Origin of the sequence: Streptomyces sp. NPDC127100 (assembly GCF_042724095.1) — a bacterium.
In the GTDB taxonomy this organism is placed as follows: domain Bacteria; phylum Actinomycetota; class Actinomycetes; order Streptomycetales; family Streptomycetaceae; genus Streptomyces.
This window is the reverse complement of the sequence record NZ_JBHXFL010000029.1, coordinates 32,049-55,385: the sequence shown is the minus strand read 5'-3', so window position 1 is coordinate 55,385 and position 23,337 is coordinate 32,049. Positions and strand designations below refer to the sequence as shown.

General features: G+C 71.4%; 29 protein-coding genes. 17 read left to right on the top strand and 12 right to left on the bottom strand.

Features of this window, described 5'->3' with window-relative positions; translation table 11 throughout:
- Positions 1 to 15: 15 nt before the first annotated feature.
- The 10 genes from ACFWJB_RS23910 to ACFWJB_RS23865 all read left to right on the top strand — a co-directional run bounded on the left by ACFWJB_RS23910 (position 16) and on the right by ACFWJB_RS23865 (position 8,204).
- The gene (locus ACFWJB_RS23910; RefSeq protein ID WP_386924709.1) at positions 16 to 285 is read left to right on the top strand and encodes a hypothetical protein; all 270 of its coding nucleotides are present in this window, start codon (positions 16 to 18) and stop codon (positions 283 to 285) included.
- A 22-nt stretch (positions 286 to 307) separates the two neighbouring features.
- Positions 308 to 529, top strand: coding sequence for a hypothetical protein (locus ACFWJB_RS23905; RefSeq protein WP_386924707.1), 222 nt, complete (start codon positions 308 to 310; stop codon positions 527 to 529).
- Positions 530 to 548: 19 nt separating this feature from the next.
- Positions 549 to 863 carry a hypothetical protein gene (locus tag ACFWJB_RS23900; RefSeq protein ID WP_386924705.1) on the top strand — a complete coding sequence of 105 codons (315 nt, stop codon included), beginning with the start codon at positions 549 to 551 and terminating at the stop codon, positions 861 to 863.
- Positions 864 to 1,088: 225 nt separating this feature from the next.
- Positions 1,089 to 3,509 carry a hypothetical protein gene (locus tag ACFWJB_RS23895; RefSeq protein WP_386924703.1) on the top strand — a complete coding sequence of 807 codons (2,421 nt, stop codon included), beginning with the start codon at positions 1,089 to 1,091 and terminating at the stop codon, positions 3,507 to 3,509.
- A 62-nt stretch (positions 3,510 to 3,571) separates the two neighbouring features.
- On the top strand, positions 3,572 to 6,115 hold the full coding sequence (locus ACFWJB_RS23890; RefSeq protein WP_386924701.1) for a DNA translocase FtsK: 2,544 nt from the start codon (positions 3,572 to 3,574) through the stop codon (positions 6,113 to 6,115).
- A gap of 5 nt (positions 6,116 to 6,120) precedes the next feature.
- Positions 6,121 to 6,315, top strand: coding sequence for a hypothetical protein (locus tag ACFWJB_RS23885; RefSeq protein ID WP_386924699.1), 195 nt, complete (start codon positions 6,121 to 6,123; stop codon positions 6,313 to 6,315).
- A 14-nt stretch (positions 6,316 to 6,329) separates the two neighbouring features.
- Positions 6,330 to 6,638: a hypothetical protein gene (locus tag ACFWJB_RS23880; protein ID WP_386924697.1), complete on the top strand. Its 309-nt coding sequence runs from the start codon at positions 6,330 to 6,332 to the stop codon at positions 6,636 to 6,638.
- A 37-nt stretch (positions 6,639 to 6,675) separates the two neighbouring features.
- Complete coding sequence (locus ACFWJB_RS23875) at positions 6,676 to 6,849, top strand: hypothetical protein (protein WP_386924695.1); 174 nt, start codon at positions 6,676 to 6,678, stop codon at positions 6,847 to 6,849.
- A gap of 2 nt (positions 6,850 to 6,851) precedes the next feature.
- Positions 6,852 to 7,445: a hypothetical protein gene (locus ACFWJB_RS23870; RefSeq protein ID WP_386924693.1), complete on the top strand. Its 594-nt coding sequence runs from the start codon at positions 6,852 to 6,854 to the stop codon at positions 7,443 to 7,445.
- A 201-nt stretch (positions 7,446 to 7,646) separates the two neighbouring features.
- A complete protein-coding gene (locus tag ACFWJB_RS23865; protein ID WP_386924691.1) occupies positions 7,647 to 8,204 on the top strand; it encodes a restriction endonuclease in 558 nt (185 codons plus the stop codon).
- 617 nt (positions 8,205 to 8,821) lie between these two features.
- On the opposite strand, the gene ACFWJB_RS23860 is transcribed toward ACFWJB_RS23865, so the two are convergent.
- The 7 genes from ACFWJB_RS23860 to ACFWJB_RS23830 form a co-directional block, all read right to left on the bottom strand.
- Positions 8,822 to 10,237: an FAD-dependent oxidoreductase gene (locus tag ACFWJB_RS23860; protein ID WP_386924689.1), complete on the bottom strand. Its 1,416-nt coding sequence runs from the start codon at positions 10,235 to 10,237 to the stop codon at positions 8,822 to 8,824.
- A complete protein-coding gene (locus ACFWJB_RS23855; RefSeq protein ID WP_386924687.1) occupies positions 10,234 to 11,415 on the bottom strand; it encodes an MAB_1171c family putative transporter in 1,182 nt (393 codons plus the stop codon). Before ACFWJB_RS23855 ends, ACFWJB_RS23860 begins: the two co-directional genes overlap by 4 nt.
- A gap of 51 nt (positions 11,416 to 11,466) precedes the next feature.
- On the bottom strand, positions 11,467 to 12,129 hold the full coding sequence (locus ACFWJB_RS23850) for a toxin-antitoxin system, toxin component (protein WP_386924685.1): 663 nt from the start codon (positions 12,127 to 12,129) through the stop codon (positions 11,467 to 11,469).
- Positions 12,126 to 12,704 (bottom strand): hypothetical protein, encoded by a 579-nt coding sequence (locus tag ACFWJB_RS23845; protein WP_386924683.1) that lies wholly within the window; start codon positions 12,702 to 12,704, stop codon positions 12,126 to 12,128. The genes ACFWJB_RS23850 and ACFWJB_RS23845 overlap by 4 nt, the downstream gene beginning before the upstream one ends.
- A 664-nt stretch (positions 12,705 to 13,368) precedes the next feature.
- Positions 13,369 to 13,917: a hypothetical protein gene (locus tag ACFWJB_RS23840; protein ID WP_386924681.1), complete on the bottom strand. Its 549-nt coding sequence runs from the start codon at positions 13,915 to 13,917 to the stop codon at positions 13,369 to 13,371.
- A 210-nt stretch (positions 13,918 to 14,127) separates the two neighbouring features.
- Positions 14,128 to 14,619 carry a hypothetical protein gene (locus tag ACFWJB_RS23835; RefSeq protein WP_386924679.1) on the bottom strand — a complete coding sequence of 164 codons (492 nt, stop codon included), beginning with the start codon at positions 14,617 to 14,619 and terminating at the stop codon, positions 14,128 to 14,130.
- 58 nt (positions 14,620 to 14,677) lie between these two features.
- A complete protein-coding gene (locus tag ACFWJB_RS23830) occupies positions 14,678 to 15,055 on the bottom strand; it encodes a DUF6011 domain-containing protein (RefSeq protein ID WP_386924677.1) in 378 nt (125 codons plus the stop codon).
- 157 nt (positions 15,056 to 15,212) lie between these two features.
- On the opposite strand from ACFWJB_RS23830, the gene ACFWJB_RS23825 reads away from it, so the two are divergent.
- The 7 genes from ACFWJB_RS23825 to ACFWJB_RS23795 are packed head-to-tail and all read left to right on the top strand — an operon-like array spanning position 15,213 to position 20,769.
- Positions 15,213 to 16,487 carry a DNA methyltransferase gene (locus ACFWJB_RS23825; protein WP_386924675.1) on the top strand — a complete coding sequence of 425 codons (1,275 nt, stop codon included), beginning with the start codon at positions 15,213 to 15,215 and terminating at the stop codon, positions 16,485 to 16,487.
- Positions 16,488 to 16,501: 14 nt separating this feature from the next.
- Positions 16,502 to 16,966: a hypothetical protein gene (locus ACFWJB_RS23820; protein WP_386924673.1), complete on the top strand. Its 465-nt coding sequence runs from the start codon at positions 16,502 to 16,504 to the stop codon at positions 16,964 to 16,966.
- Positions 16,966 to 17,172, top strand: a complete 207-nt coding sequence (locus ACFWJB_RS23815) for a hypothetical protein (RefSeq protein WP_386924671.1) — start codon at positions 16,966 to 16,968, stop codon at positions 17,170 to 17,172. The genes ACFWJB_RS23820 and ACFWJB_RS23815 overlap by 1 nt, the downstream gene beginning before the upstream one ends.
- On the top strand, positions 17,169 to 17,708 hold the full coding sequence (locus tag ACFWJB_RS23810) for a ParB/RepB/Spo0J family partition protein (protein WP_386924669.1): 540 nt from the start codon (positions 17,169 to 17,171) through the stop codon (positions 17,706 to 17,708). The genes ACFWJB_RS23815 and ACFWJB_RS23810 overlap by 4 nt, the downstream gene beginning before the upstream one ends.
- Positions 17,705 to 18,754 carry a DNA cytosine methyltransferase gene (locus ACFWJB_RS23805; protein WP_386924667.1) on the top strand — a complete coding sequence of 350 codons (1,050 nt, stop codon included), beginning with the start codon at positions 17,705 to 17,707 and terminating at the stop codon, positions 18,752 to 18,754. The genes ACFWJB_RS23810 and ACFWJB_RS23805 overlap by 4 nt, the downstream gene beginning before the upstream one ends.
- A gap of 13 nt (positions 18,755 to 18,767) precedes the next feature.
- On the top strand, positions 18,768 to 19,169 hold the full coding sequence (locus tag ACFWJB_RS23800) for a hypothetical protein (RefSeq protein ID WP_386924665.1): 402 nt from the start codon (positions 18,768 to 18,770) through the stop codon (positions 19,167 to 19,169).
- Between the two features lie 40 nt (positions 19,170 to 19,209).
- On the top strand, positions 19,210 to 20,769 hold the full coding sequence (locus ACFWJB_RS23795; RefSeq protein WP_386924663.1) for a terminase large subunit domain-containing protein: 1,560 nt from the start codon (positions 19,210 to 19,212) through the stop codon (positions 20,767 to 20,769).
- A gap of 47 nt (positions 20,770 to 20,816) precedes the next feature.
- On the opposite strand, the gene ACFWJB_RS23790 is transcribed toward ACFWJB_RS23795, so the two are convergent.
- The 5 genes from ACFWJB_RS23790 to ACFWJB_RS23770 form a co-directional block, all read right to left on the bottom strand.
- Positions 20,817 to 21,041, bottom strand: coding sequence for a hypothetical protein (locus ACFWJB_RS23790; RefSeq protein WP_386924661.1), 225 nt, complete (start codon positions 21,039 to 21,041; stop codon positions 20,817 to 20,819).
- Between the two features lie 176 nt (positions 21,042 to 21,217).
- Positions 21,218 to 21,430: a hypothetical protein gene (locus ACFWJB_RS23785; protein ID WP_386924659.1), complete on the bottom strand. Its 213-nt coding sequence runs from the start codon at positions 21,428 to 21,430 to the stop codon at positions 21,218 to 21,220.
- A gap of 248 nt (positions 21,431 to 21,678) precedes the next feature.
- On the bottom strand, positions 21,679 to 22,017 hold the full coding sequence (locus ACFWJB_RS23780; protein WP_386924657.1) for a hypothetical protein: 339 nt from the start codon (positions 22,015 to 22,017) through the stop codon (positions 21,679 to 21,681).
- A 183-nt stretch (positions 22,018 to 22,200) separates the two neighbouring features.
- A complete protein-coding gene (locus ACFWJB_RS23775; protein WP_386924655.1) occupies positions 22,201 to 22,452 on the bottom strand; it encodes a hypothetical protein in 252 nt (83 codons plus the stop codon).
- A 193-nt stretch (positions 22,453 to 22,645) separates the two neighbouring features.
- Complete coding sequence (locus ACFWJB_RS23770) at positions 22,646 to 23,254, bottom strand: hypothetical protein (RefSeq protein WP_386924653.1); 609 nt, start codon at positions 23,252 to 23,254, stop codon at positions 22,646 to 22,648.
- Between the last annotated feature and the right edge of the window lie 83 nt (positions 23,255 to 23,337).

Below are 23,337 nucleotides of genomic sequence, written 5' to 3'. Positions count from 1 at the left end.
CCGAAGGACGGATACATGACCTCGATCGACAACGGCGTCTACGAGTGGACGGCCAGCACGGCCGCCGAGACCGCCACAGCGCTGGAAGCGGCCGCCCAGATCCTGCGGTCTCACCGGCAGACCGCGGACCCCGAGAACTGGGTGCTGCCGTCGATCGGGCGGCAGCACCAGGTGCAGACGACGATCCGCCTCGACCTCCGCGACCTCATCCAGACCATCAACGCCGGCGCCGTCCTCGACGAGGCCTCCGGCGACGACACCGACAGCCCCTCCGAGTCCGCCTGACCCCCTGAAAGGCACGCACCTGATGAGCAGCAGCCAGAGCACCGTCCTGAAGGCCACGACCGTGGGCGAGGCCCGCGACATCCTCTCCGCCGCGACCAAGCGCCTGGAGGCCGAGGTCACCGGCCGCCTTCCCGGCGACCGCGACGGCCAGGCGTGGGCCCGGGACCAGACGCTCGAGCTGGAGATCCGCGTCGACTGGACCCAGCTCGCGGCCCTCGACACCTACAACGACACCTCCCTCTGACCCACGAGAGGCCACTCGCATGAAAGCCCACCCGGACCGTCCGGCCACCCCGATCGCCTTCGGCCGTGCGAACGACCCGTGCGGTGACCGCATCTCGCCGCGCTGGCTGCCCCAGCGGCACAGCGTCGGCGCTCCCCACCCGGGCACGCACGGTGACGAGAGCGCCTTGCGGCAGCTCATCCACGGGCGGAAGGGCAGCGGCAAGACCTCCGTCGCGGCGTTCATGGAGCTGGCCCGCCGAAGCGGGGCGGACCTCGTCGCGCAGGACCTCAAAGCGAGTCCACTGCCCGCGGAGAACCGCACCTCCAACCCTGTCCACCGACCCCCGAATTAGTCACCTTGCGTGACGTGAAGCTGGACGCGTCAACGTCAACGTCACCCAGGCGAACGCGACGAGACAGCCCTCGATCCCGGCCCAGACCCCCGAGAAGCACCGTCTGAACAGCCAAATTGACGTTGACGAGAGTCCTTGACGTTGACGTTGACGCTCCGGCTTGACGCCATGCCCGACACGAACAGTCACCAACCGCCCCCCGCCCCCGAAGTGGAGGAGAACCCCGTGAGCACCCCCGACTACGACATGGCGCCGCCGGCCGCCACGGTCACCGCGCCGCCGTCGGCCGCCGTACAGCCCTCGGTGTCGGGCGCGGCCACGACCACGGATCCGAACGCCGAGCGCCCGCAGCGCCGTCGCACAGCGTCACAGAAAGACGACAACCTCGCTGGTGTTCTCATCCCCGGCGGAGTGATCACCGGCCTGATCTCGCTGTGCTGGATGGTCCACCAGTTCGGCCTGCCGGTCGTGATCTTCGCGCTGCTGGCCGCCGCAGCCACCGCGACCGCCGCCGTGGCCATCAAGGTGGGGCGCCGCGCCGCCAAGGTCGCCAGCCGCACCCGCGGCGGCCGCGGCGCGGGAGGCGCTGGCCCCGGAAGCAGTCGCAATGGCGGTGGACGCTCGGGCGGCGGCCGGTCCGGCGCCGGCCGCGCGCCCGGCTTGGGCTCCGGCGGAGGACGCTCGAACGTCGGCAACCGCTCCGGCGGCACCGGCCCGCAGCGCCGCTCCGGCGGAGGAAGCAAGGGATCGAACACCCCGGGGCCCCTGTCGCGGAAGCCGGGCGGCATGGGCTCGCTCAAGTCCCCGTCGGGGCGCGGCGGATCCGGCACGGCCCCCCGTTCGCTGAACAAGGGCGGCCTGGGAGGCGCGAAGTCGACCGCTGGGCCGAAGCCCTTCAAGGGCAGCGGCAGCCTCTTCAACGGTGGCAAGCGGACCAACGGCAGCGGCCTCGGCGCGTTCGGCGGCGGCAGCGGCAAAGCCCCGAAGAAGGCCGGCACGGGCACCGGCCTGGGCAGCATCCTCAACCGCAAGGGCACCGGAAGCGGAACGGGCACCGGCACGAAGGGCCCCTCGCCCACACCGAAGAAGCGGAAGCCGAGTGGCGGGGGCGCCGGCGGCGCCGGCGCAGCAACTCCGAGCGGCACCAAGATCCCGAAGAAGACGCCCGGCGGCGCGACCACTCCGGGCGGCCCGAAGGGCAGCAAGACGCCCGCGTCCGGCAAGGGCACCGGTAAGACCGGCCCGGGCAGCAAGGGCAAGAAGGGGCCCGGGAAGAAGAAGATCGGCAAGGCGAAGGCGCCTCGCCACGCGGGTTACACCTGGAAGAAGAACCCCGTCCGCAAGGCGACCGCCGCGGTCCGGAAGACTGCCGGCGCCCTCAAGACCGGCACGCTGAAGACCACGGGCGCCGTGAAGCGTGGCTACACGAAGGTCACCAGCCCGAAGTTCCGGCGCGGCATGCACAAGGCGGCCACCCCCTTCCGGACCACCTTCCGCGGTACCCGCAAGCACGGCGGCAAGTTCGTGGCCAACGTGATGCGGTGGGGCGGGCGCATGATCCTCTCCGCCAACAGTGCGCTGGGCGCCGTCCGCTACTCGACCATGGGGCCGAACTGGCTGCGGCCGCTGTCGCGAGTCATGGCCTTCGCCACCAGCCCGCTCGCGGCCCTCGTGAACCGCACCCGCACCTGGACGTGGCTCAACGCCTGGGTCTACCGCACCGCGACGGCCCGCCCGCTGCCCGCTGCCGGCGGCGCCCCGCCCGCCCCGCCCTCGGCCCCGACCGCGGGCACCGGCACCGCCGCTCCCGCACCGACCCCCGGCGCCTACGCCCCCGTGCCGTCGCCGGCCTCAGCACCCCCCGGAGGAGCACCCCCCATGGACACCAGCCCCGTCCACCACGCCTACCCGCTGATCTACGCGGCGGACGCCATCCGTATGGCCGCCGCGGCGTTCGCCGCGGCGCCGGCCGACAGCATGAAGGGCTACGAGGCCGTCATCGAGAACCTGGGCCACCTCGAGTTCGCCATGTGCCACCTGCTGCACAACATCGCCGAGGTCACCGAGAACGACTTCAAGGTCAACGCCCACATCCCGGACCAGTACCGCACGCTGGCGGTCCACTTCCTCATGCTCGGCGCCTTCGTCGACCAGGCGCACAAGGTGTACCGGGAGATCCACGCCGAGCAGCTGGAGAACATCGAGAACCCCACCTGGCAGGGCCGGAAGTGGGACCTGTCCGAGAACTGGGCGCACGTCATGCCCCAGTTCGCCTGGACGGACCCGACGGTCCACGCGATGCCGCTGCTGCTGGCCTCCGGCGCCATCCGCGACGCCGGGATCCACATCCGGCTCCACCCCAGCGGCACGATGTTCGGCTACGAGATGACCATCGAGCACCTGGCCCCGCTCGCCGAGGCGCTCCACGACCTGATGATGACGGTCGCCAACGTCACCGAGACCGAGTTCCGCGTGCACCCGGCCATCACGGAGATGCACCGCGACGCCGGCCAGCGCTTCCGTGACCTGGGCGGCGCCATCCAGGGCGTGCACCTGATGTACCGCGTCCTGCACTCCGAGCAGCTGCACAACCTCGAGAACCCCACGTACCAGGCCGCCAAGTGGGACCAGTCCCGCAACGCCTAGCGCTCCCGCTCCCGCTGCCCCACCCGTGACCACCAACCAGACGACGTAAGGAGTCCCACACCATGGCCCGCTCGAAGGACCGCGAGGTCACCCCCTGGGTGCACGGGGTCTTCGCCACCCCGCTGTACACCTCCGGAGTCATCTACTCCGCCGGCCTCGGCCTGGGCACCATCGAGGACCTGGGCCACACCGTGCCGCTGGACATGCTCGGCATCGGATCCGTCGGCGGCGTCGTCGCCGCCGCCACCGCCCGCTACATCCGCACCGGCGGGGAGAACCGCAGCCGGCGGGCCCGCTGGTACCACACCGCCTTCACCGGCATCTGGACCGGCGCCGCCGCGGCCTGGCTGAACTGGACCGCGCACGGCACCCCCTGGACCCTCGTCTCCGCCGCCGCTGTCGCCGCGACCACCGCCGTCCTCGCCCCGATGTACGGCGTCGACCGGTACCTGCGCAGCGAAGAGATCGCCGAGCAGTGGGCGAAGGAGGAGGCGACCCTCTACAAGCCGCTCACCGACTGGCAGGACCTGTTCGCCTCGGTCGGCGCCCGCGGCGTCTTCGTCGAGGAGAAGGAGAAGGCCCATAACGGCTACAAGCTCACGCTGCGGCTCACCGAGACCGACTACGACGGTCTGCTGCCCCTGCTGAAGCGCCTGGAGATGAAGGCCGGCGTCCGCGCCGGAGCCCTCACCCTGCGCCCGGGCGAGACCGCGAACGTCGCCTACCTGTCCGTGTCCACCCGCAACGTCCTCGCCGAGCTCGTCTCGCTCGACGAGAGCGACCACCCCATCACCATCAACGAGCCGCTGACGCTCGGCATGCTCGAGTCGGGCCTGCCCATCGAACTGCTGATGCGGCAGAACAGCGTGCTCATCGCCGGACAGAAGGGCTCCGGCAAGTCCGTCACCCTGCACGTCCTCATCTCCCTGATCACCCGCTGCGTCGACGCGGTGATCTGGATGGTCGACATGGCCAGCGGCCACACCGCCAAGCGGTGGGTGCGCCCGTGGGTGGAGGGCTGGACGGACGACAAGGGCAACCAGCTGTGCCCGCGACCGCTCATCGACTGGATCGCCACAACCGAGGACGAGGCCGTGCGCATGTACAACGCGGCCCACGACGTCGCGGACCAGCGCGCGAAGACCGCCCGCGGCGGAAAGCTGATCCCCAAGGCCGAGCGGCCCGCGATCATCGTCATCACCGAGGAAGGCTCGGACCTGATGGCCTGGTCGACGTCGGCCGTCAAGCCCAAGACCCGCGGCATCAAGAAGGGCCGCAAAGCGGCCATCGACTACGTCGACGTCGTCCAGCGCGGCACCGGCCCCAACACCGGCGGCGGCGAGATCGACAGCCAGTACGACACGACCATCGGCCTCCGCTTCAGGAAGAAGGGCGAAGGACAGTACGTCTTCCCCGATTTCTACCACCAGGTCAACCTGGCGGCCCTGCCCGGCAACGGCGCCTGCTACATCAAGACCCCGGCCATGGACCAGTCCGAGCCGCCCGAGAAGGGCCGCTTCGCCTACGTCAACGACGACGAGGACAGCGACGCCATCGAGCAGATGGCCGTCCGCCGCGCCCACATCCGACCCGACCTGGACGACGAGGCGATCGCCATCGCCAACAAGTGGGGCTACGCGGACCGCTGGTCCGACACCGAGCGCATCGGCTGGCTGCTGGAGGCGTACGGCATCGACGTGCCGGCCTCCGTCGGCCGCAGCACCACCGCCAGCATGAACGGCGGCGGCACCGGCACCATGCAGGCCGCTCCGCCGATGCGGCCGGGCACGGGCGCCGGCGGCTCCAGCGGCGGTCGTCCCGGCCAGTCGGGCACGCCGCTGCCCGGCCAGCTCGGGGACCTGCCCTCCGCCGAGGACTACCTGGCGAAGTACAACGGCATCCCCCAGCAGCCCCAGGCCGGTGGACAGCAGCCGCCCGCCGACGGACAGCCCACCCCCGGCCCGGCCGCCCCAGGCCCCGACGAGGCTGCCGTCCGGGCCGCCTTCGAGAAGGTCTGGGCGGGCGTCGAGCAGATCACCCAGGACGCCGCCCGCCAGCACGTCGCCGACCAGGCGCAGCAGGACGACAAGAAGAAGAACCGCGAGCACCCGCGCAAGGACGAAGTGCTGCAGATGGTCCGCGACGCCGGACCGGACGGCATCACCATCGGCGCCTGCATCGAGCGGCTCGAGGACCTGTACCCGAACGAGAAGGCGCCCAGCCGCCAGTCCGTCACGAAGTGGTTCGCCGACGAGGCCGACATCGTCCAGCCCGGCGGCCCCAAGACCCCGTACGTCTGGGCGGACCCCGACCACCCGGCCCCGCCCGACACCCAGGACGACGCCACCGACGACGTCGAGCCGCTCACCGGCGACGACCTCGAGCTGTTCTGCCACGCCGTCGAACTGGTCGTGTCCACCCAGTTCGGCTCCACCGCGATGCTGCAGCGCAAGCTCCGCATCGGCTTCGCCCAGGCCGTCTGGCTCATGGACCAGATGACCGCCCGGAACATCACCGGCCCGCGCGACGGCAGCAAGGCCCGCGACGTCCTGCACAAGCCCGACGCCGTCAGCACCCTGCTCGCCAAGATCAAGGAAGAGAACTGACTCCGATGGCCATCTCCGTCTCCGCCGCCCTGCTGCTGCTCATCGTCGTGATCGTGATGGTGCGCAGCGGCTCGCTGCGGCCCTTCCCAGCCGTCATGGCCACCCTGTTCGGCTTCTTCCTCGCCTCCACCGGCATCGCCCCGTCCATCACCAACGCCCTCACGGCCGTCGCCGACGCCGTCCAAGCCATCAACTTCTGAAAGGCCCACCGACCATGGACGTCCTCCTCGTCTGCGCTGGCGTCGCCGTCGGCGCCGTACTGACCGGACTCGGCCAAGCCCTCTGGCGCCGCCTCCGTCCCGGCCCGTCCTGCGACTGGTGCGCCGAGGCCTCCGGATGGCACGTGCCCGGGCACCGGACCCTCGACTGCCGCGCCTACTACCGGGCGATGCACGAGCGATACCCCGACTTCGGCGGCAACGCCTGGCGCGACCCCAGCGACGCCTTCGAGGTCGACTTCGATCGCGCCGCCCGGCAGCCGTACTCCGTACGCCCCGGTACCCCCTCCAACAACCCCCAGTAGGCCGGCCCCCACCCTCTCCCCGCAGAAGCAGGAACCGATGCCCCAGCCACCCGCCGCCGCCCACGACATCGCCGTCGCCGTCCAGGACGGACGCCTCCTGATCGCCGTCCTGGACCCGGGCAGCACCCCGGCCACCAGCCCCCTGCGGCGGGCTCTGGCCCACCCCCACACCACCGACACACCCGAAACGACTGCAGACAAGGAAGCCTGACCATGGACAACTTCAGCCTCCCCGACGCCGAGCGCGAGACCGCCCGCGCCCTGCTGTCCGTACTCGAGAGCGACACCCCGGCCAACGAGCAGCCCTTCCCGACGCCGGGCCCGGCCGCCCCGGGCGCCACCCCCTTCGTCGTGCCGGACGGATACACCATCCGCGAGACCGAGCGGACCAACCCCGACGGCTCCAAGGAGGTGGTCCGCGAGGTCGTCCCGCTCGCCCCGGCCGCCGGCACGACCCCGCACCACCCGGCCGCCCCCGCCCCCGAGCCCACGGCCGCGGCCTTCACCGAGCGGCGCACCCTGCCGCAGTGGCTGACCGACAACCGGCGACGCCTGAAGGCCGGCACGTACCTGGCGGGCGCCACCGCCGTCACCACCGTCGGCGCCGTCTACGGACACGACATCACCGCCGCCGTCAGCGCGGGCGCGGACGCGGTGTGGAGCGCCACCGTCACCGTGCTGAAGGTCGTCGGCGTGGTCGTCGCCGTCGGTCTGTTCGCGCGGATCGCCTTCGGCGGCGGCCGTAACCGCCGCCCGCGCACCGGCACCTTCGAGGGCACCATCAAGGGCACCTGGCGCCAGGACTGATCCCCCTTCCCGAACACATCATCCGACCGGACAGGAGAACCTCCCATGGCCAGCACCACCCGGCGCCCGCGCCCGGAGCGGCGCCCCTCCCGCCGCCGCAGCAACCTCCGTCGCCGTCCCACAGCCCGGCGACGGCCGCCCGCCCGACGCGGCTGGCGCCGGGCGTTATCCCGGGGTAACCGCTCCCTGACCGTCGGCGCCGTGGCCGTCGTGCTCCTGTTCGTCGGGGACTTCCTCGGCCGACACCCGGGCGTCCTGGCCGCGCTGCTGGCCCTGCTGGGCACGGCCGGCGTCGTCGTCGCCGCGCTCTGGGGACGCGGCCAGTACCGGCGCTGGCGCCAGGACGGCCATGGCCAGCTGCCCGACGGCCTCGAGCAGTGGCGGGCGCTGTCGCCCGGCGGGTTCGAGCACGCCGTCGCCCGGCTGTGCCGGCGGGACGGCTGCACCCGCGTCGAGGTCCTCGGCGGGGCGAACGACCGAGCCGGTGACGTGCGGGCCCGCACCCCGGACGGCCGCTGGCTGCTCGTTCAGTGCAAGCGGTACGGCGAGGGCAAGCGTGTCGCGGCGGAGGTCCTGTACCAGGTTAACGGCACCTACCGGGAGAGCCACGGTTGCGACCTCGCCGCGGTGGTGACGACGAGCACCTTCACCACCAGCGCCGTGGACTGGAACACCGACCTGGACCAGCCGCTGCGGCTGGTCGGCTCACGGCAGTTGCTGGCCTGGGCGCAGCAGCAAGGCCCGGCGCCCTGGGAGTAGCACGGTCTGCCACTCCTTGGAACGCTTCCTTACGTAGTGGGTTTCGTGTACGGTGGTGGCACCGGGAAAGCCGCGGGCATCGGCGGAACCGGTCGACGAATGCAGCCGTGGAGCCGCTGAGTTCGTCGGGCATCGGGAGATTGGGAGCGCATCGGCCCCGGTCGGAAGTCCCTCGCGGGACTCCGGCCGGGGCCGCTGTCGTGTGTGCGCAATACGCCGCCCGGCAGCTTTGCAGCCGCCACCTGGCGAACCGATCATCTGACGTGTTCGGGCCTGACGGGGAAACCCCAATCCCTTCTCTAAACCCCCCGTGCCGAGAAGACCGTCAGGCCCGACGCCCACTCTTCAGGGGCGGCATCACGCGCTGCGGCGCCTCCACAGGATCTCCGACAGCCACCGCTCGAGGACACTCTGCTCCTCCGACGTCAGCGTCGGACCTCTGGCGCACTGCAAGTGACCGCGTGAAGCAGCCGAGCGCCTGGGGCCGGCAGAGATCCGGGGCGGCTCGCCCGGTTCACTCGCGTTGGCCATGTCCCCCCTCCGGTTTGCTCGTGCAGTCCTTCAGCGAGCGTATCCAGAGGTTACCGGCCGGAACAGTGCGTGATCGGCCGCTCCTCCTACTCGGCCACGGCCGGCGCCACATCCCTCTCCAGCACCCGGCGTTCTGCGGGCGACAGCGGCGGGCCGTCCAACTGCGGCCTGCGCGTTCCGATGGCCGCCGCCGCCAGCACGCGGGGCGCCAGCAAGGACGCCGGGGACGCCTGCAGCATGAGCACGTCCGTCAGGGCGGTGGCCACCCGATGCGAGCCGGTGGCCGTCCGCGAGAGCCGGCTGACGTACCGCTGCAGCAACCGGTCGGCGGCTGTGGGCTCCTTGCCTGTGGTCGATGGGAAGTGGATGTCGCTGCCGACCGACAGGCTCCACGCGGCGTCGACGGTGGACCCGATCGCGCGCTGCGCCCGGCGAGCCAGGCCGTTCGTCAGGCCGGCGGACAGGACGTGGTGCAGCGCCAGGGCGCCGCGGGCGGCGACGGCCATGCCCTGCCCGTACACGGGGTTGAAGGCGGCGACGGAATCTCCCACGGCGACCAGCGATTCGGGCCAGCTCTTGAGGCGCTCGTAGCGGTACCGCACGTTCGCGGTGGTGTGCGAGACGGTGACGTCGGTGAGGGGCTCGGCGTGATCGAGGAGGTCAGCGACGACCGGGTGCCGCAGGCTGCGCGCGTACGGCAGGAAGTCCTCGGTGCTGCGGGTGGGCGCAGCTCCGGGGGGCCCGATGAGGCTCACGTGCCACCGGTCGTTCTCGATCGGGATGATGCCGCCGGCCCTCAGTTGCTGGCAGCGCGCGTTGGCCTGCAGGTTGATGACCGGCCAGCCCTTGGTGGGCACCGGGGCCTGGTAGATACGGCTGGCGTAGGTGAGACCCGAGTCGATGCGCTCGTCGACCAGCCCGGTGATGCCCAGTTCGGCGAGCCAGTGGGGCGTCCGCGTTCCACGCCCCGACGCGTCGACGACCAGCTGGGCGGGCAGCACGGTCTCGGTGCCGTCGGTGGAACGCAGACGGACACCCGTGATGCGCTGCCGGTCGCCGAGGAGCGCCACGGCTTTGGTGTGCTCCCGCACGGACACCTGCGGGTGCTTGAGCACCTGCTGGCGTATGACGGAGTCGGTCAGGTCACGGGATGCGGTGATCAGGTAGTGGGTGGTGTTCTCCCACCGTCGGTACCAGCCCTCGGGGGAGAACATGACCATGTTCGTGGTCACGGGCACCCGGTTCGCGCCGGCCGCCAGCAACTGGTTGACGGTGCCGGGCAGCAGCTCGTCGATCGCTTCGGCTCCGCCGGAGAGCAGGGTGTGGAAGTGGGCGGCCTGGGGCACCCCGGCACGCGGCTCTGCACCCGTGGGCAGCGCGTGGGCTTCGACGATTTCGACGGTGTCGAAGTGCTCCTTGAGGGCCGCTGCAGCGAGCATGCCGGCGATGCTTCCGCCGATCACGACGGCTCGGCGGGGTATGCGGGGTGACGGGTCGCTCATGACGGACTGCTTTCTGCGGTGACGCTGTGGCTTTGGCGGACTTCCTGGACGAGGGGCGCAGTGAGGGCTTGCGATAGGGGAACGAGGTCGCCAGGACGCCAGGGAGGCGCGGCTGGTGCCTCGTCCGGGGTCGCGGCCGTCTGCCGCTGCCGTACGGCGGCGACGAGCATGGCGGCCTCCGCGACGGCGGAAGCCGCGGACTCGCCCATGCCGCCATCGGTCGCGGCACGGTAACTCCGGTCTCGCAGGCCCGGGTCGCAGAACGGGGCGACGGACAGGAGCGCGTCGAAGATGCGAGTCTTGCGAGCGGTCAGCCGCACGGCTGGCATCGACCACCACGGCAACGACGCGCGCACGGCACCCGGCGTGGGTACCTGCTGCACTTCCTGCCACAACGGCTCAAGGTCCTTCAGCTGGCGCAGTGCCTGCACGTTCTGGGTGAGGCGCGGCCCGGCCAGAGGAAGGGCGAAGCCACAGACGACGAGTAGCGCCGACGGCGCCGCGGCGAGCGGGGCGACCTGGTCGATGAGGAAGTCCCACCGGCGGCCCGTCCACTGAGCCACGATCGCCACGAGCTTCACGCTGTCGTACACGACGTGCAGCAGGTATGCGGGCACGAGGATCAGCAGGCCGGCACGCAAGGATCCGTCGACCTCACGAGACCAGCGCCAGCACAGGATGCTGGTCGTCAGGGTGGCCGTGCCCTGCGCCACCAGGTAGAGCAGGATCATCTCCCTGATGTACGGCGTGCTCGCGTAGTAGCCGTCGAACAGAGTGAGCTGCTCGACCGGGGTATCCCCCAGCCAGAACAGGCCGTGGATCGCGACGATCACTAGCGTGAAGGTCGCGATACATATCAGCGAGGCGCGGCGCGTCTGTTCCGGCGGTGCCGGACGCCAGTTGATGATGAGCAGAAGGCTCGCGCCCGAGAAGGCGGTGAGCGACGTGTAGGCCAGCGGTGCGGCGAAATTCGAGATCCCTGCCACGTCATTGATCAGCGAGATCGAGCCAGGCGCTGCGAAGAAGAAGACGGTCGACCCGACGACGAGGAGCAGAACGGCAGCCCGCAGGAGCATGTCGTGTCGCCGCCTGATGGCGGCGGGTAGCTTTACCAGGCCGATCAGCAGGAGTAGGCAGCCGCAGATGTAGAAAGCGAGGTTGTTGGGTCCGTGTTGCACGAAGCGTGACTCTCCAGAGGCGGGCGGGCGGCGGGGGAGGGCGACAAGTGCTCAAGAGCGATGCCACCGGTGGGCCATGGAGACCTGGATGCGTCCGGCGATGCCCCCCAGGTCCGCAGCTGTACGGGCCTCCTCGAGGGCGGACTGCATGACGGTGGCGAACTTCACGCCGAACATCTCGGCCTCTGTCTCTTCGTGGACGACGCTGTCGGCCCGCAGCGCGGCGATGTGGAGACTGGCGTCCGTACGGTCTGCCTGCGGAAAGTCGGCAGCGGCGCTTTGCACGGCCCGGGCGACGAGGTCCTTGAGCGCTGCAGCGGTGCTCTGGCCGAGAGAGCGAGCGGCAGCCGGTCCGTGCGCTGTTGCAGCGCCGCAGTGGCCGGCGAACATGTGCCAGCTCTCGTGACCGAGGATCACGAGCTGATGGTCCGGATCGGTGTTCTTCTCGATGACGATGAGATCGAAGTCGTCCGCGTCGATCCACAGCCCGCTGGCGGTCTCGGGCGGGAAGACCTCCTTGCGCAGGCGGACCGGTCGGCCGCGTACTTCGCTGAGCGCCTGGCCAAGGGCGGGGAGCAGGTCGTCGTCGTGGGACGGTGGCTCGAGCTTGCTGACGACCCGGTTGACCAGGCGCCGCATGGTGCGGGCACCCGCGTCGTCGACGCTGCGGACGCTGGACCGGCCGCCTGTGTGTGGCTTCGCCTTGTCAGTCACTTCTCCTGCTCCATCACTGCCTTGATCACTCCGGCGATCATGGCGCGGCGCTCCGGTGCGAGGCCCCGGAAGGAGACACCAGCCAGGCCGTACTCGGTCATCAGTTCGGCCACCGGGTCCCCGGACCCCAGGCTGGTCAGCAGCGGCTGCAGCGCCCGGTTCAGGTTGTCCGCGGGCGTCCCCGTGAAGTAGCGCGCGTCGAGCTTGAAGAACTCGGCCAGGACGGACAGGTGCCCCACCGACGGGACCTTGGCTCCCTTGACCAACTGTCGCGCCCACATCTCGGAGATTTCCAGTCGCGCAGCGATCGTTCTGATGCCGTCGGCGAAGCTCACTCGCTCGGTGTCGAGGTACGTCTGGTAAACGCGGGGGAGCCGCTCACGCACGCGTCGCTTGACGACCTCGTCAGGACTGCCGTCGTCGGCGAGACTCAGGCCGGCCAACAGCGCCTGGACCTCGGCTTCACGAAGTACCGCCTTGCGGGCTAGCTCCGTCACGTTGAAGACGGACTCCCGGTTGAGCTGCTTGTCGGAGAGCAACTCCTCAAGGCGTTCGAGTGTCTGTGGAAGCGTCATATCAGGCTCGTTCACCGGAGCTCCTGGGGTTGGGCAAGGCCAGTATCGATCGGTGGTGAGCATTAAAGCATCGTTGACAGAGGGTCGGTGGTCATAGCAAGATCCGAGCCCGGAGGGGAGGACTCCACACGGCCAAGCGCAAGCCCCTCCGCGCAACTTCACCAACCCCTCACACGAGAGCTCGCCCATGCTGGTAGCCGCCATCGAGCACCCCCCGGACCATCAGCCGCCCGACACGTCAGCTGGGACCAGGGGGGCTGTACCGGCTGAGGAGACGTCAGCCAGTTGACCGCGCACGTACCTCGGTACGCGCACCCACGCCGCGTCGACCAGTGGAAAGCCGAGCGCCGCCTTACGCAGCGCGCACACGCGCTGCCGTGCCACTGAGCCGACGAGGCTGCCGCACGCCCAACAGGGGGGCAGGACATGAACGACTTCGAAGCCGCTGCAGGCGCCACGGAACTGCCGGACCTCAGCGCGCCCTACGCGGGTCTGGCCAGACGGGCGCCGAAGAGGGGCGGCGCCGTATCCCACTCCGCCCCGGCGAAGACGGTGGTGCCGCTCCGTCGGCACGCGGAGGCACCAGTCCCCGCCGGATCCCCGACGCTGGCCTGCGTCCGGGTGGCTGGCCTGGACAGGCGGCCCCCGGACATCGCCGCCGTGATCAGGCAGATGCGTCGCTGACCGCTTCAGGCTGCGAGGCCCGTAGGCCCCGGCGTGCGGCCGCCGCGGCGTACCGCTCCTCCTCCACTTCGTCCTCGAAGATGCTCCGGGCGTCCTCGAACAGTTCGTCGGCGTCGATGTCGTGCACCGTCACCAGGAAGCGGCGCACTGCCGCAAGGAAGCGGGCGAACTCCGGGCCGTGCTTACCCAGGACGGCCCACGCTTCGGCTACGGCGGCCTCCGAACGGGTCTCCGGCCCGCTGACCGCGTTCAGCAGAAGGCGGGGCACCACCGCGCCGTCGGCCGCGTGGAAGAGGTGGGCGACCAGGTCGCTGCAGACCTCCGTCGCCCAGTCGCCCTCGCTGCGCAGGTCCTCAGCCAGCACCGGCTCGCAGCGGTCGAGGCCGCCGCCGTGCGCGCACGCCGCGAGGGCCAGTTCCACGTCCTCGGCGGTGTCGGGCTCGTGCCCCAGGGCGGCGCGGGCCTCCGAGTAGAACTCGAGGGCAATCCGCCCGTAGTCGGCCCGGGTGTCGTTCGTGACCTCAGGCATGGTGCTCTCCTCCGTGCAGGGTGGTGGCGGGGTCGCCCGGCCGGGCGACGGCCCCATTCATCACTCCGCTCGGCGGGCACTTGCAAGCCCCAAACCCCGCGCTGTGCTGGGCTAATGCCGGCATCGGCGCGGTAGCGACGGCCGGCGCCGGGAGGGAACGACGCCGGCCGACCTGCAGACCGCGAGGGCCCGTCGGCCGGCCGGGTACGGTCAGGCCCGCCGGTACCTGGCGATCAGTTCGACCAGCCAGGACGGCGTGGGCGTGGTGCGGAAGAAGTGGGCGGTCACGACGCGGTCGGGGCTGCCCGTGCGCTCCACGCGGTACCCGCTGACGTGCGCGGCCCTGAACCGCAGCGGCTGCTCCGGCTTCTGGACGTACTCGATCCAGACCATGCTGGGGGAGAGTGCCGGGTGCCCGTCTCCGGCGGGCAGGTCCGGGGCGCCGCCGATGTAGAGCACCTGGGTCTGTTCGGTCATGGTCCGCAGCGGCCGGGTCGAGCGCGACACCTCCTGGGTGGTGATGCCGTGCAGCGGCGAGGCCGGCTCCTGCGCTCCCGGGTCGGGCACCAGGCGGACGGTGCGGCCGTCGGCGACTGTCACGACCAGAGGGGCGCCGGCCTCGGCTGCCCACATCACCGACTCCACGATGTCCTGGTTGGCGTCTTCCCAACTGATCTCGTACGGCTTCTCGGGCTCGGTCATCGGGGTGTCCTCCGTGTGGTTCGGGCGGGCCCGCCGGTGCGGCGGGCCCGCGAGGCGGTCAGGCGGCGATGAGGATCTGGGCGGCGATGCGGTGGTAGCAGAGGTGCTCGCCGCGCCGCCCGGCCGGGCAGGTGCACGCCTGCGGGGCCGTCTTGTAGGTGGTGAGGCCGTCGGAGGCGACCACCTGGAAGACCCGGCGGGCGCGCAGGGGGATCACCGCGCCCTGCTCGATCAGCTCGGTGGCCTTGGCGACCTGCGCGGGCTTGTGGCCACTGGTCTGCGCGTGAGCCTCGGCGGCGGCCTTGACCTTGCGCAGGCAGGTGGGGCCGTAGCCGGTGGCGATGGAGCGGGCGGAGCTGAGGGGGCGCCAGCAGCGGCGGCAGGTGGGGGTGGTGGTGCGCTGCATCGGGGCCTCCTTGGGGCGGGTCGTCCTCACGCCACAACTATACAACGGAGCGTTGTAAGGTTGGAAGGGGTGAAGGCGAGAACCTTCACCGAACCGCGAGCCGGGCCCCGCCCCTTGACGCCCGCCTCGACAACCGCGGCGCTCGGGGAAAATGGATCACGGCACTGTGGGGGTGGACGGAGCTGCCATGGGCACCCCCACGCCCTCCGCCGCGGTGACCTACCTCGGCACTCGCGAGATCCCCTTCGACCAGCTCGAGCGCTTCGAGGGCAACGCCCGGCGCGGTGACGTCGACGCCATCCGCGGCTCACTGCGCCGCCACGGCCAGTACCGCTCCCTGGTCGTCCGCTCCGTCGGCGACGACCGGTTCGTCATCCTCGCCGGCAACCACACCCACGACGCGCTGCGCGCCGAGGGGTACACCACCGCCCGGTGCGAGGTCATCGAGTGCGACGACGACCAGGCCCGCCGCATCAACCTCGCGGACAACCGTCTCGCCGAACTCGGCACCTACGACCAGGAAGCCCTCGTCGAGCTGCTGTCGTTCCTCGACGGCGACCTCGACGGCACCGGCTACTCGGCCGAGGACGTCTCCGCGCTGCTCGGCACCGACGAGGAGCCGGCCGCCCTCACCGACCCCGACGACATCCCCGATGCGCCGGCCGACCCGCACTCCCACGTGGGCGACGTGTGGATCCTCGGCCGCCACCGTCTCCTGGTCGGCGACTCCACCGACGTCGCGGCCGTCGAGGAGATGCTCGACGGCGACCGCTGCGACGCCATGTGGACCGACCCGCCCTACGGCGTCGACTACGTCGGCAAGACCAAGGACGCCCTGACCATCCAGAACGACGGCGCCACCGACCTGCCCGAACTCCTCGCCGGCGCGTTCGCCGTGGCCACCGTCGCCCTCAAGCCGGGCGCACCGGTGTACGTCGCGCACGCCGACACCGCCCGCATCGTGTTCGAGACCGCGATGACCGACGCCGGCTGGCTGGTGAGGCAGAACCTGATCTGGGCGAAGGACACCATGGTCCTCGGCCGCAGCGACTACCACTACCGGCACGAGCCGATCCTGTACGGCTTCACCGACGCCCCGGCCGGGTCTGGGCGCCTGGGCCGCGGCGGTGACCGCTGGTATGGCGACAACACGGCGACCACGGTCTTCGAGGTCCCCAAGCCCGCGCGCAACGCGGAGCACCCCACGTCCAAGCCGGTCGACCTCATCACCGCGGGCCTGCGCAACTCCTGCCCGCCCGACGGCACCGTTTACGAACCGTTCGGCGGGTCGGGCTCCACGCTCATGGCCGCACACATCACCGGCCGGTCCGCCCGCGTCGTCGAGCTGGACCCCCGGTACGCCGACGTCATCTGCCGCCGCTACCAGGAGCACACCGGCGAACTGCCCGTCCTCAAGAACACCGGCGAGGCCCACGACTTCACCCTGCCCACGGACGACTGACAGGGGGCTGACCCGTGCCCGCGTCCAAGGCGCAACGCGCCGCCACCGCTAAACGCCGCTCGCAGGCCATCGCGCTGCGGCTGGCCGGCATGGACTACCAGACGATCGCCGAGCGGCTCGACTACGCCGACCGCGGCGCGGCGTCCAAGGACATCTGCCGGGCGCTCGAGGCCAACCTCGAAGCCGAGTCCGTCGCCGCGGCGACCCTGCGCGAGCTCGAGGTGCAGCGCCTGGACCGGATGCAGGCCGCCGCGTGGGCGAAGGCCGCCAAGGGCGACCTGAAGGCGATCGAGACCGTCCTGAAGGTCATCGACCGCCGTGCCCGCCTCCTCGGGCTCGACCGGCCCGCACGCACGGAGATCACCGGTGCCGACGGCGGGCCCCTGCAGGTCGAGGCCGTCGACCTGGCGGAGCTGGAGCGCCTCATCACCCTGACCACCGGCACGGCCGCCAACGACGAGAGCACGGAGGACGCCTGATGCCCGCCCACCCGGCCGCCTTCGCACACCTCGCCGCCCGGCTGCGCCGCACCCGGGACCCGGCCATGCGCGACCACCTCCTGGACATCTGGATCGACATCCGCGACCGAGCCACCGAATGGGACGCCCGCCGCTGGGGCTTCGAGAACCCGGACACCTGGGCCCGGCGCATCATCGCGGACCACACCGAAGGACGCCCCGTATGAGCGAGACGAGCGCCGGCCTGCCCGGCGCCACCTACACCGGCACCCGCGAGATACCCCTCGACGAGCTGAGCCGCTACCCCGGCAACCCCCGGCGCGGTGACGTCGAGGCGATCCGGGCCTCCCTCCGCCGCCACGGGCAGTACCGCTCCCTGGTCGTCCGCGACACCGGCGACGCCCTCGTCGTGCTGGCCGGTAACCACACCCGCGACGCCTTGCGAGCAGAGGGCCACGCAACCGGCCGGTGCGAAGTCATCACCTGCGACGACGACACCGCCCGGCGCATCAACTTGGCCGACAACAAGCTGGCCGAGCTGGGCTACTACGACGAGGAGGACCTGGCGGCGATGCTCGCCGCACTCGACGGCGACCTCGAGGGCACCGGCTGGAACCAGCAGGAGGTCACGCGCCTGCTCACCGCTGAACTGCCCGAGGGCTTCGCGGCCTTCGACGAGTCGATCGCCGAGGCCCTCAACCCCACCACCCACACCTGCCCGCAGTGCGGGCACACCTTCACCGGCGCCGAGGGCGCGAAGTGAGCCCGCGCGTCGTCCGTACCCGGCTCGACTACAGCCGGATCCTCGCCGACGCCTGGGAAGCACACCTCGCCCCGCGCGCCGACGACGCACCGACCGTGGTCTCCACCTTCGCCGGAGCGGGCGGCAGCTCCCTGGGCTACTCCATGGCCGGGTACCGGGAGCTGCTCGCCGTGGAATGGGACGACCACGCCGCCGCGTGCTTCCGGCGCAACTTCCCGCACGTCCCCCTCCACCACGGCGACATCGCCGCCCTCGACCCGGCCGGCCTCGGCCTGGCCCCCGGCGAGCTGGACGTGTTCGACGGCAGCCCGCCCTGCCAAGGGTTCAGCACCGTCGGGCGCCGCCAGATCGACGACCCGCGCAACCAGCTCTTCCGGCAGTACATCCGGTGCATCGAGCACTGGCAGCCGAAGTGCTTCGTCATGGAGAACGTCTCCGGCATGGTGCGCGGCCAGATGCGTTCGCTGTTCGCCGAGATCCTCGGCGCACTCAAGACGGCCGGGCCCGGGTACCGGGTGGTCGCCCGCCTGGTCGACGCCTCGTACTTCCACGTCCCGCAGAAGCGCATGCGCATGATCTTCATCGGTGTGCGCCGCGATCTCGGCCTCGACCCCGTCCACCCGGCCCTCATCGACCGGCCGCTGACCGTCCGGGAGGCTTTGGCCGGCCTGGACGACCCCGGCCCGTTCCAGCGGCCCTCGGGCAAGGCCGCCCGCGTCGCGCCCCTCATCCCGCCCGGCCGCAACGGCGGCGACACGCTGCTGGACCTCGGGGGCAAGAAGGCGTTCTTCTCCCTCGAGCGCCTCGCCTGGGACAAGCCGTCCTACACCCTCATCAAGGAGGTCTCCGCCTCCCGCAACGGCCTGCTCCACCCCGAGGAGGACCGCCTGCTGGGCGTACGGGAACTTGCCCGCCTGCAGAGCTTCCCCGACGCCTACGACTGGGGCGACAGCCCGGTGGACAAGGTGTGGGCGCGCATCGGCAACTCCGTGCCGCCCCTCCTGATGCGAGCCATCGCCCAGACCCTGCGGGAGAAGGTCCTCTGACCGGGAGGGCAGCATGCCGCACCTCGACCAGCGGCAGGCGGAACTCATCCGCCGCCGCCTGGCCGGCGACGACTTCGAGTCGCTCGCCCAGGAGCTGGGCTACCCAGACACGGCCAGCGCCGCCGCGGCGTTCTCCGCAGCCCTCGACGACACCGACCCGCTCGAGCCCGCCGCCCGCCACCAGGCCGACCAGCACTCGCTGGACGAACTCCAGCACGCCATCTGGCACCGCGCCGCCGCCGGCGACCTCGACGCCATCGACACGACCCTGGCCATCCTCGACAGTCGGGAACGCCGCCTCGGCCTCGACGCCCCGGCCCGAGCGGAGACCCCCGGTACGCCCCCCGACCCAGCGGCCGTTACCGACGACGAACTGGAGGAACTGCTCGCGCTGATCGAAGACCCGCCGATCTGAGAGATCATGTAGGGGTGCGCGGGGGTGCACGGAGCCCCTGATGATGCAGGCGCCGGACCAGGAGGAACGTCTCCTCAAGCGCTACCGCACGCTGCCCCGCCAGCAACGCCTGGCCATCGCCCGCAGCGCCTCACCCGACATGCGCATCCGCCTGGCCCAGGTCGAGCGCGAGATGGCCATGGACCGCTCCCCGGGGTCCCTGGCCGCGCTGCTGACCAACGGCCGGGAGCTTCAGGCCCGGCACCTCAACCTCATCGACCAGGCGTTCATCCGCATCGCCCGCGGTGAGCGAGTCCGGCTGCTGCTGAACATGCCGCCCCGGCACGGCAAGTCGCAGCGCGCCGCGCGCTGGGCGCCCCTGTGGTACCTGCGGCGCAACCCCACTCACCGGCTGATGATCGCCTCCTACAGCGCCGTCCTCGCCGAGGGACACGGCCGCTGGCTGCGCGACTCCATCAACGAGTACGAGGACCAGCTCGGCATATCCCTGCGCTACGGCTCCAAGGCGGCCGGACGCTTCGACCTCACCGGCGGGCCCGGCGGCCTCGTCACCGCCGGCGTCGGCGGCTCGCTGACCGGCATGGGCGCGCACCTGGCCATCGTCGACGACCCGCTCAAGGACGCGAAGGCCGCGGCCTCCCCGACCGTGCTCGGCGACCTGTGGGACTGGTGGCAGCAGGTCCTCACCACGCGTATGGAGCCGAACGGGTCCATCGTCGTCATCCAGACTCGCTGGAGCGAGAACGACCTGGCCGGCCGCATCCTGACGCAGGACGCCGCCCGGGACAGCGCGCGCTGGACCGTCATCAACCTGCCGGCAATCGCCGACGGCGCCGACGACGCCCTGGGCCGCGCGATCGGCGAGCCGCTGTGGCCCGAGCGGTTCGGCCTCGAGCACCTGCAGGACTTCCGCGACGAGGTCGGCGAGCGCGGCTGGTGGGCGCTGTACCAGCAGCAGCCCAGGCCGCTCGAGGGTGGCATCTGGAAGTGGGAGTGGATCCGCCGTCACCGCGTCAGCGCCGAGCAGCTGCGCGGCGTCCAGCTCACCCGGGTCGTGGTCGCCGTCGACCCGGCCGGTGGCGGCGAGGACAGCGACGAGGTCGGCATCGTGGCCGCCGGACGCGACGCGGCCGGGAACCTGTACGTCCTGGCCGACCGCTCGGGGAAGATGGGCGCCGCCGACTGGGGCCGTGCGGCGTGCGAACTCGCCCTCGAGGTCCAGGCCGACGCCATGGTCGTCGAGTCCAACTTCGGCGGCGACATGACGAGACAGGTGCTCGTCCAGGGCTGGGAAGAGATGGTCCGCGCCGCCGGTCCCGAGGTCGCCGGCGTGCTGCGCCCGCGGATCGTGCCCGTGACCGCCAAGCAGGGCAAAAGGCTGAGGGCCGAACCGATCGCCCAGCTGTACGAGCAGGGCCGGGTCCGGCACGTGGGGGAGTGGCCGGGGCTCGAGGTGCAGATGGTCACCTGGATGCCGGGCCTCGACTCACCGGACCGGATGGACGCCTGCGTGCACGCGTTGACCGAACTGGCCAACCCGGCGGCCGTGGACAGCGGCACGGGCAGCTACCGCGACGGGCGCCTCAACGGGCGCCGGTGAGCGGCGCAGCCCCCGGCCGGGCGGGCCGGGGGCTGCGGACGGGGCTGCTACGGCTGGGGCTTGGGCCCCACCGCCAGGACCGTCCACCGGGTCTTGCCGACCCCGGCGCCCCAATTCTCGTCGGTCTGGCGGACTCGGAAGCTGTACGCGTCCATCGCGGCCGCCTTCGCCGCGTCGTCGCTGCCGTACTCGTCGTCGCTGAAGTACTCGGTCGTGTCGTCGTCCCGGAAGATGCGGCCCTGGGAGTCGAGCTCCTTGAGCATGTACAGCATCGCGCTTCCCTTCCGTGTGCCGGGGCCGTCCCCCGCTCGCACTCCAACTATACAACGTAGCGTTGTGATGATGGAAGTCGATTCGGGATCTTCCGAGGCCGGCCTGCAGGCGCTGCGCGGGCAACGAGAGCGAGGGCCCGCCCCGCTTGCCTCGGGGCGGGCCCTGCGTGTCCGAGCTAGCGGCCCCAGCCGATGTCCTCGCTGGCCTGGTCGCTGAGGTAGCCCAGCTGCTCGCCCTCGGCGAGGTAGCAGGTGCCGTCCTCGGCCTGGACCACCTTGGCGAGGCTGTGCTCGAAGGGGTAGGTCGGCTGAATGGCCAGGCGGACCGTTGCCTCCGGGTTCATCTCCTCGAGCTGCTCGATCAGTTCGGCAACCGTCATCTCGTTCATGCTGTGCTCCCTCTGTACTTATCAAGGTCCGGGGGCTTCCCCTGCCCCCTTCGAGATCAACTATACAACGGAACGTTGTAATGATGGGAGCGGCTGCGCGATCTTTCTGGGCCGATATGCCGGCACCGTGCGCGGCGCCCTTCTGGGGCGACGGGGCCGCGTGTGCCCCCGTGTGCGCCGCACACCCCTGCCGTCCCCCAGGTCGCCGAAGGCCGCCCGGTGTGGGGCCGGGCGGCCGAGGGGCTGGGTTAGAAGGCCAGGGGGCCTACGAGCGCCGTCCCGTTCGGGGTGGCGGTGAAGTCCCATATGGCGCCGCGCAGTAGGGCGTCGCGTGCGTCGTCCAGGTTGCCGCCGTACGGGGCGAGGTCGAAGCGGCCTCGGGAGGCCGCGTCCTGCAGGGCCTCGCGCCAGGTCGCCCCGACTCCCTGTACGCGGATCTCGCGGTAGTCGCGGAAGGTGGAGGCGAGGTCCTCGCGCCGCCAGTGGCGCTCGGTGGCGTCCAGGTCGGCCACCGGGCCGTGGGCCTCGGTGACCTCTCGCTGCGCGAGGTGGATGCAGATCCGGGCGTGGCGCCTGGCGTTGTCCATGGTTGCTCCTCGTTCGTCCGTGGGCGGTTCCCCGCCCTCCCAACGCCTCAACTATACAACGGAGCGTTGTAAGGTGGGAAGTTGAGTCGGCCGATCTCTTCGGAAAAACCGCTGATCAGAGCCGTGCGCCACACGCGATGGGGCTCGCCTCGCTTGCCTCGAGGCGAGCCCCTGGGGGTTCGGCTACGCAGGGCTGGTGATCGCCTCGCGCAGGGCCCGGTCCTGCTCGGGAGTGGCCTCGGCGAGGGCCTCCTCGGCGTCGCCCCAGCCCGCCCGAAGGTCGGTGTGGGCGGGGCGCTCGTCGGTGATGCAGATCCGGTAGGTGTACTCGTCGATGAAGACCTGGGCGGTCATCCCGAGGGGGCCCGTGGGGTGGAAGCGGGCCTGGCAGGCGGCCTCGAAGACCTTGTCGGCGGTGGCGCGGTCGAGGTGCATCTCGTATCCCTTCGTGCGGCGGTGCGTTCCTGGCGATCACGACGTTACAACGCTGCGTTGTAAGGTTGGAACCCATGTCGCCTGGATTTACAGAAGAAAACCGCAGGTCAGAGATGTTGTACGACGTCGGCCGCCTGCCGACGTGGGCCTGTGTGGGCCTGTCGGCCCGCCCTCGGCCGAACGGGTCCGGCCGTCAGAACCAGGCCACGTCGCGGCCGTGTGCGGCGCACCAGTCGGCCAGCGCGTACAGGTCCCGCAGGCGGCGCTGCAGGTATCCGGCCGGGCGCCCGCCGACGTGCGTGCGTCCGAGCTGGATGCCCGGGACGCCCGGGTCCTCGGGTGCCACGCCCAGGGCCGTGAGCACTCGCGCGCGGAAGTCCTCCACGGGCAGCTCGCCGCAGGCGTCGACCACCGCGATCGGCACGACCACGCCGTCCTCCGGCGCCTCCAAGGGCAGGCCGGCCTCGAGCGCCTCGCTCTCAACGGCGTCCGGCTCGGCGGCGAGCGCGACCCCCAGGGCCTCCAGTACGCCGACGGCGTTGGCGCTCGAGACCGTCACGTCCGGCACGGGGCCGTCAGGGTCGACCTCCTCGGCGTACAGCGGGTACTCGGGGCAGGTCTCGGGCATCGCGCAGCCGGGTAAGGGGCGCCGGGCGTCCGCCGCGGCGTTGGCCCGGTCGGCGGCGTCCTGTGCGTCGCGCCAGGCGCCGTAGCGCGGGGCGCGCGCGGTGGCCTCGGCGCAGCCGCAGCTGACGACGTAGCCGACGGGCGGGCGGTGAGCGGCGGTGAAGGTGACGGTCACGGTGTCCTCCTCGCTGGACGGTCGGGCCGGGGCGGGGGGGTGGCGCGCATGGCACGCGGCAAGCCCCCCCGCGCCTCTAAATG

Excerpts from the sequence above, each read along its gene's own strand:
- ACFWJB_RS23885 (WP_386924699.1), top strand. The coding sequence starts at position 6,121 with ATGGCCATCTCCGTCTCCGCCGCCCTGCTGCTGCTCATCGTCGTGATC.
- ACFWJB_RS23825 (WP_386924675.1), top strand. The coding sequence starts at position 15,213 with ATGGGCACCCCCACGCCCTCCGCCGCGGTGACCTACCTCGGCACTCGC.
- ACFWJB_RS23775 (WP_386924655.1), bottom strand. The coding sequence starts at position 22,452 with ATGCACCTCGACCGCGCCACCGCCGACAAGGTCTTCGAGGCCGCCTGC.
- ACFWJB_RS23815 (WP_386924671.1), top strand. The coding sequence starts at position 16,966 with ATGCCCGCCCACCCGGCCGCCTTCGCACACCTCGCCGCCCGGCTGCGC.
- ACFWJB_RS23875 (WP_386924695.1), top strand. The coding sequence starts at position 6,676 with ATGCCCCAGCCACCCGCCGCCGCCCACGACATCGCCGTCGCCGTCCAG.
- ACFWJB_RS23845 (WP_386924683.1), bottom strand. The coding sequence starts at position 12,704 with ATGACGCTTCCACAGACACTCGAACGCCTTGAGGAGTTGCTCTCCGAC.
- ACFWJB_RS23890 (WP_386924701.1), top strand. The coding sequence starts at position 3,572 with ATGGCCCGCTCGAAGGACCGCGAGGTCACCCCCTGGGTGCACGGGGTC.
- ACFWJB_RS23860 (WP_386924689.1), bottom strand. The coding sequence starts at position 10,237 with ATGAGCGACCCGTCACCCCGCATACCCCGCCGAGCCGTCGTGATCGGC.
- ACFWJB_RS23880 (WP_386924697.1), top strand. The coding sequence starts at position 6,330 with ATGGACGTCCTCCTCGTCTGCGCTGGCGTCGCCGTCGGCGCCGTACTG.
- ACFWJB_RS23780 (WP_386924657.1), bottom strand. The coding sequence starts at position 22,017 with ATGGACAACGCCAGGCGCCACGCCCGGATCTGCATCCACCTCGCGCAG.
- ACFWJB_RS23910 (WP_386924709.1), top strand. The coding sequence starts at position 16 with ATGACCTCGATCGACAACGGCGTCTACGAGTGGACGGCCAGCACGGCC.
- ACFWJB_RS23840 (WP_386924681.1), bottom strand. The coding sequence starts at position 13,917 with ATGCCTGAGGTCACGAACGACACCCGGGCCGACTACGGGCGGATTGCC.
- ACFWJB_RS23790 (WP_386924661.1), bottom strand. The coding sequence starts at position 21,041 with ATGCTGTACATGCTCAAGGAGCTCGACTCCCAGGGCCGCATCTTCCGG.
- ACFWJB_RS23905 (WP_386924707.1), top strand. The coding sequence starts at position 308 with ATGAGCAGCAGCCAGAGCACCGTCCTGAAGGCCACGACCGTGGGCGAG.
- ACFWJB_RS23900 (WP_386924705.1), top strand. The coding sequence starts at position 549 with ATGAAAGCCCACCCGGACCGTCCGGCCACCCCGATCGCCTTCGGCCGT.
- ACFWJB_RS23795 (WP_386924663.1), top strand. The coding sequence starts at position 19,210 with ATGATGCAGGCGCCGGACCAGGAGGAACGTCTCCTCAAGCGCTACCGC.
- ACFWJB_RS23810 (WP_386924669.1), top strand. The coding sequence starts at position 17,169 with ATGAGCGAGACGAGCGCCGGCCTGCCCGGCGCCACCTACACCGGCACC.
- ACFWJB_RS23785 (WP_386924659.1), bottom strand. The coding sequence starts at position 21,430 with ATGAACGAGATGACGGTTGCCGAACTGATCGAGCAGCTCGAGGAGATG.
- ACFWJB_RS23870 (WP_386924693.1), top strand. The coding sequence starts at position 6,852 with ATGGACAACTTCAGCCTCCCCGACGCCGAGCGCGAGACCGCCCGCGCC.
- ACFWJB_RS23800 (WP_386924665.1), top strand. The coding sequence starts at position 18,768 with ATGCCGCACCTCGACCAGCGGCAGGCGGAACTCATCCGCCGCCGCCTG.
- ACFWJB_RS23835 (WP_386924679.1), bottom strand. The coding sequence starts at position 14,619 with ATGACCGAGCCCGAGAAGCCGTACGAGATCAGTTGGGAAGACGCCAAC.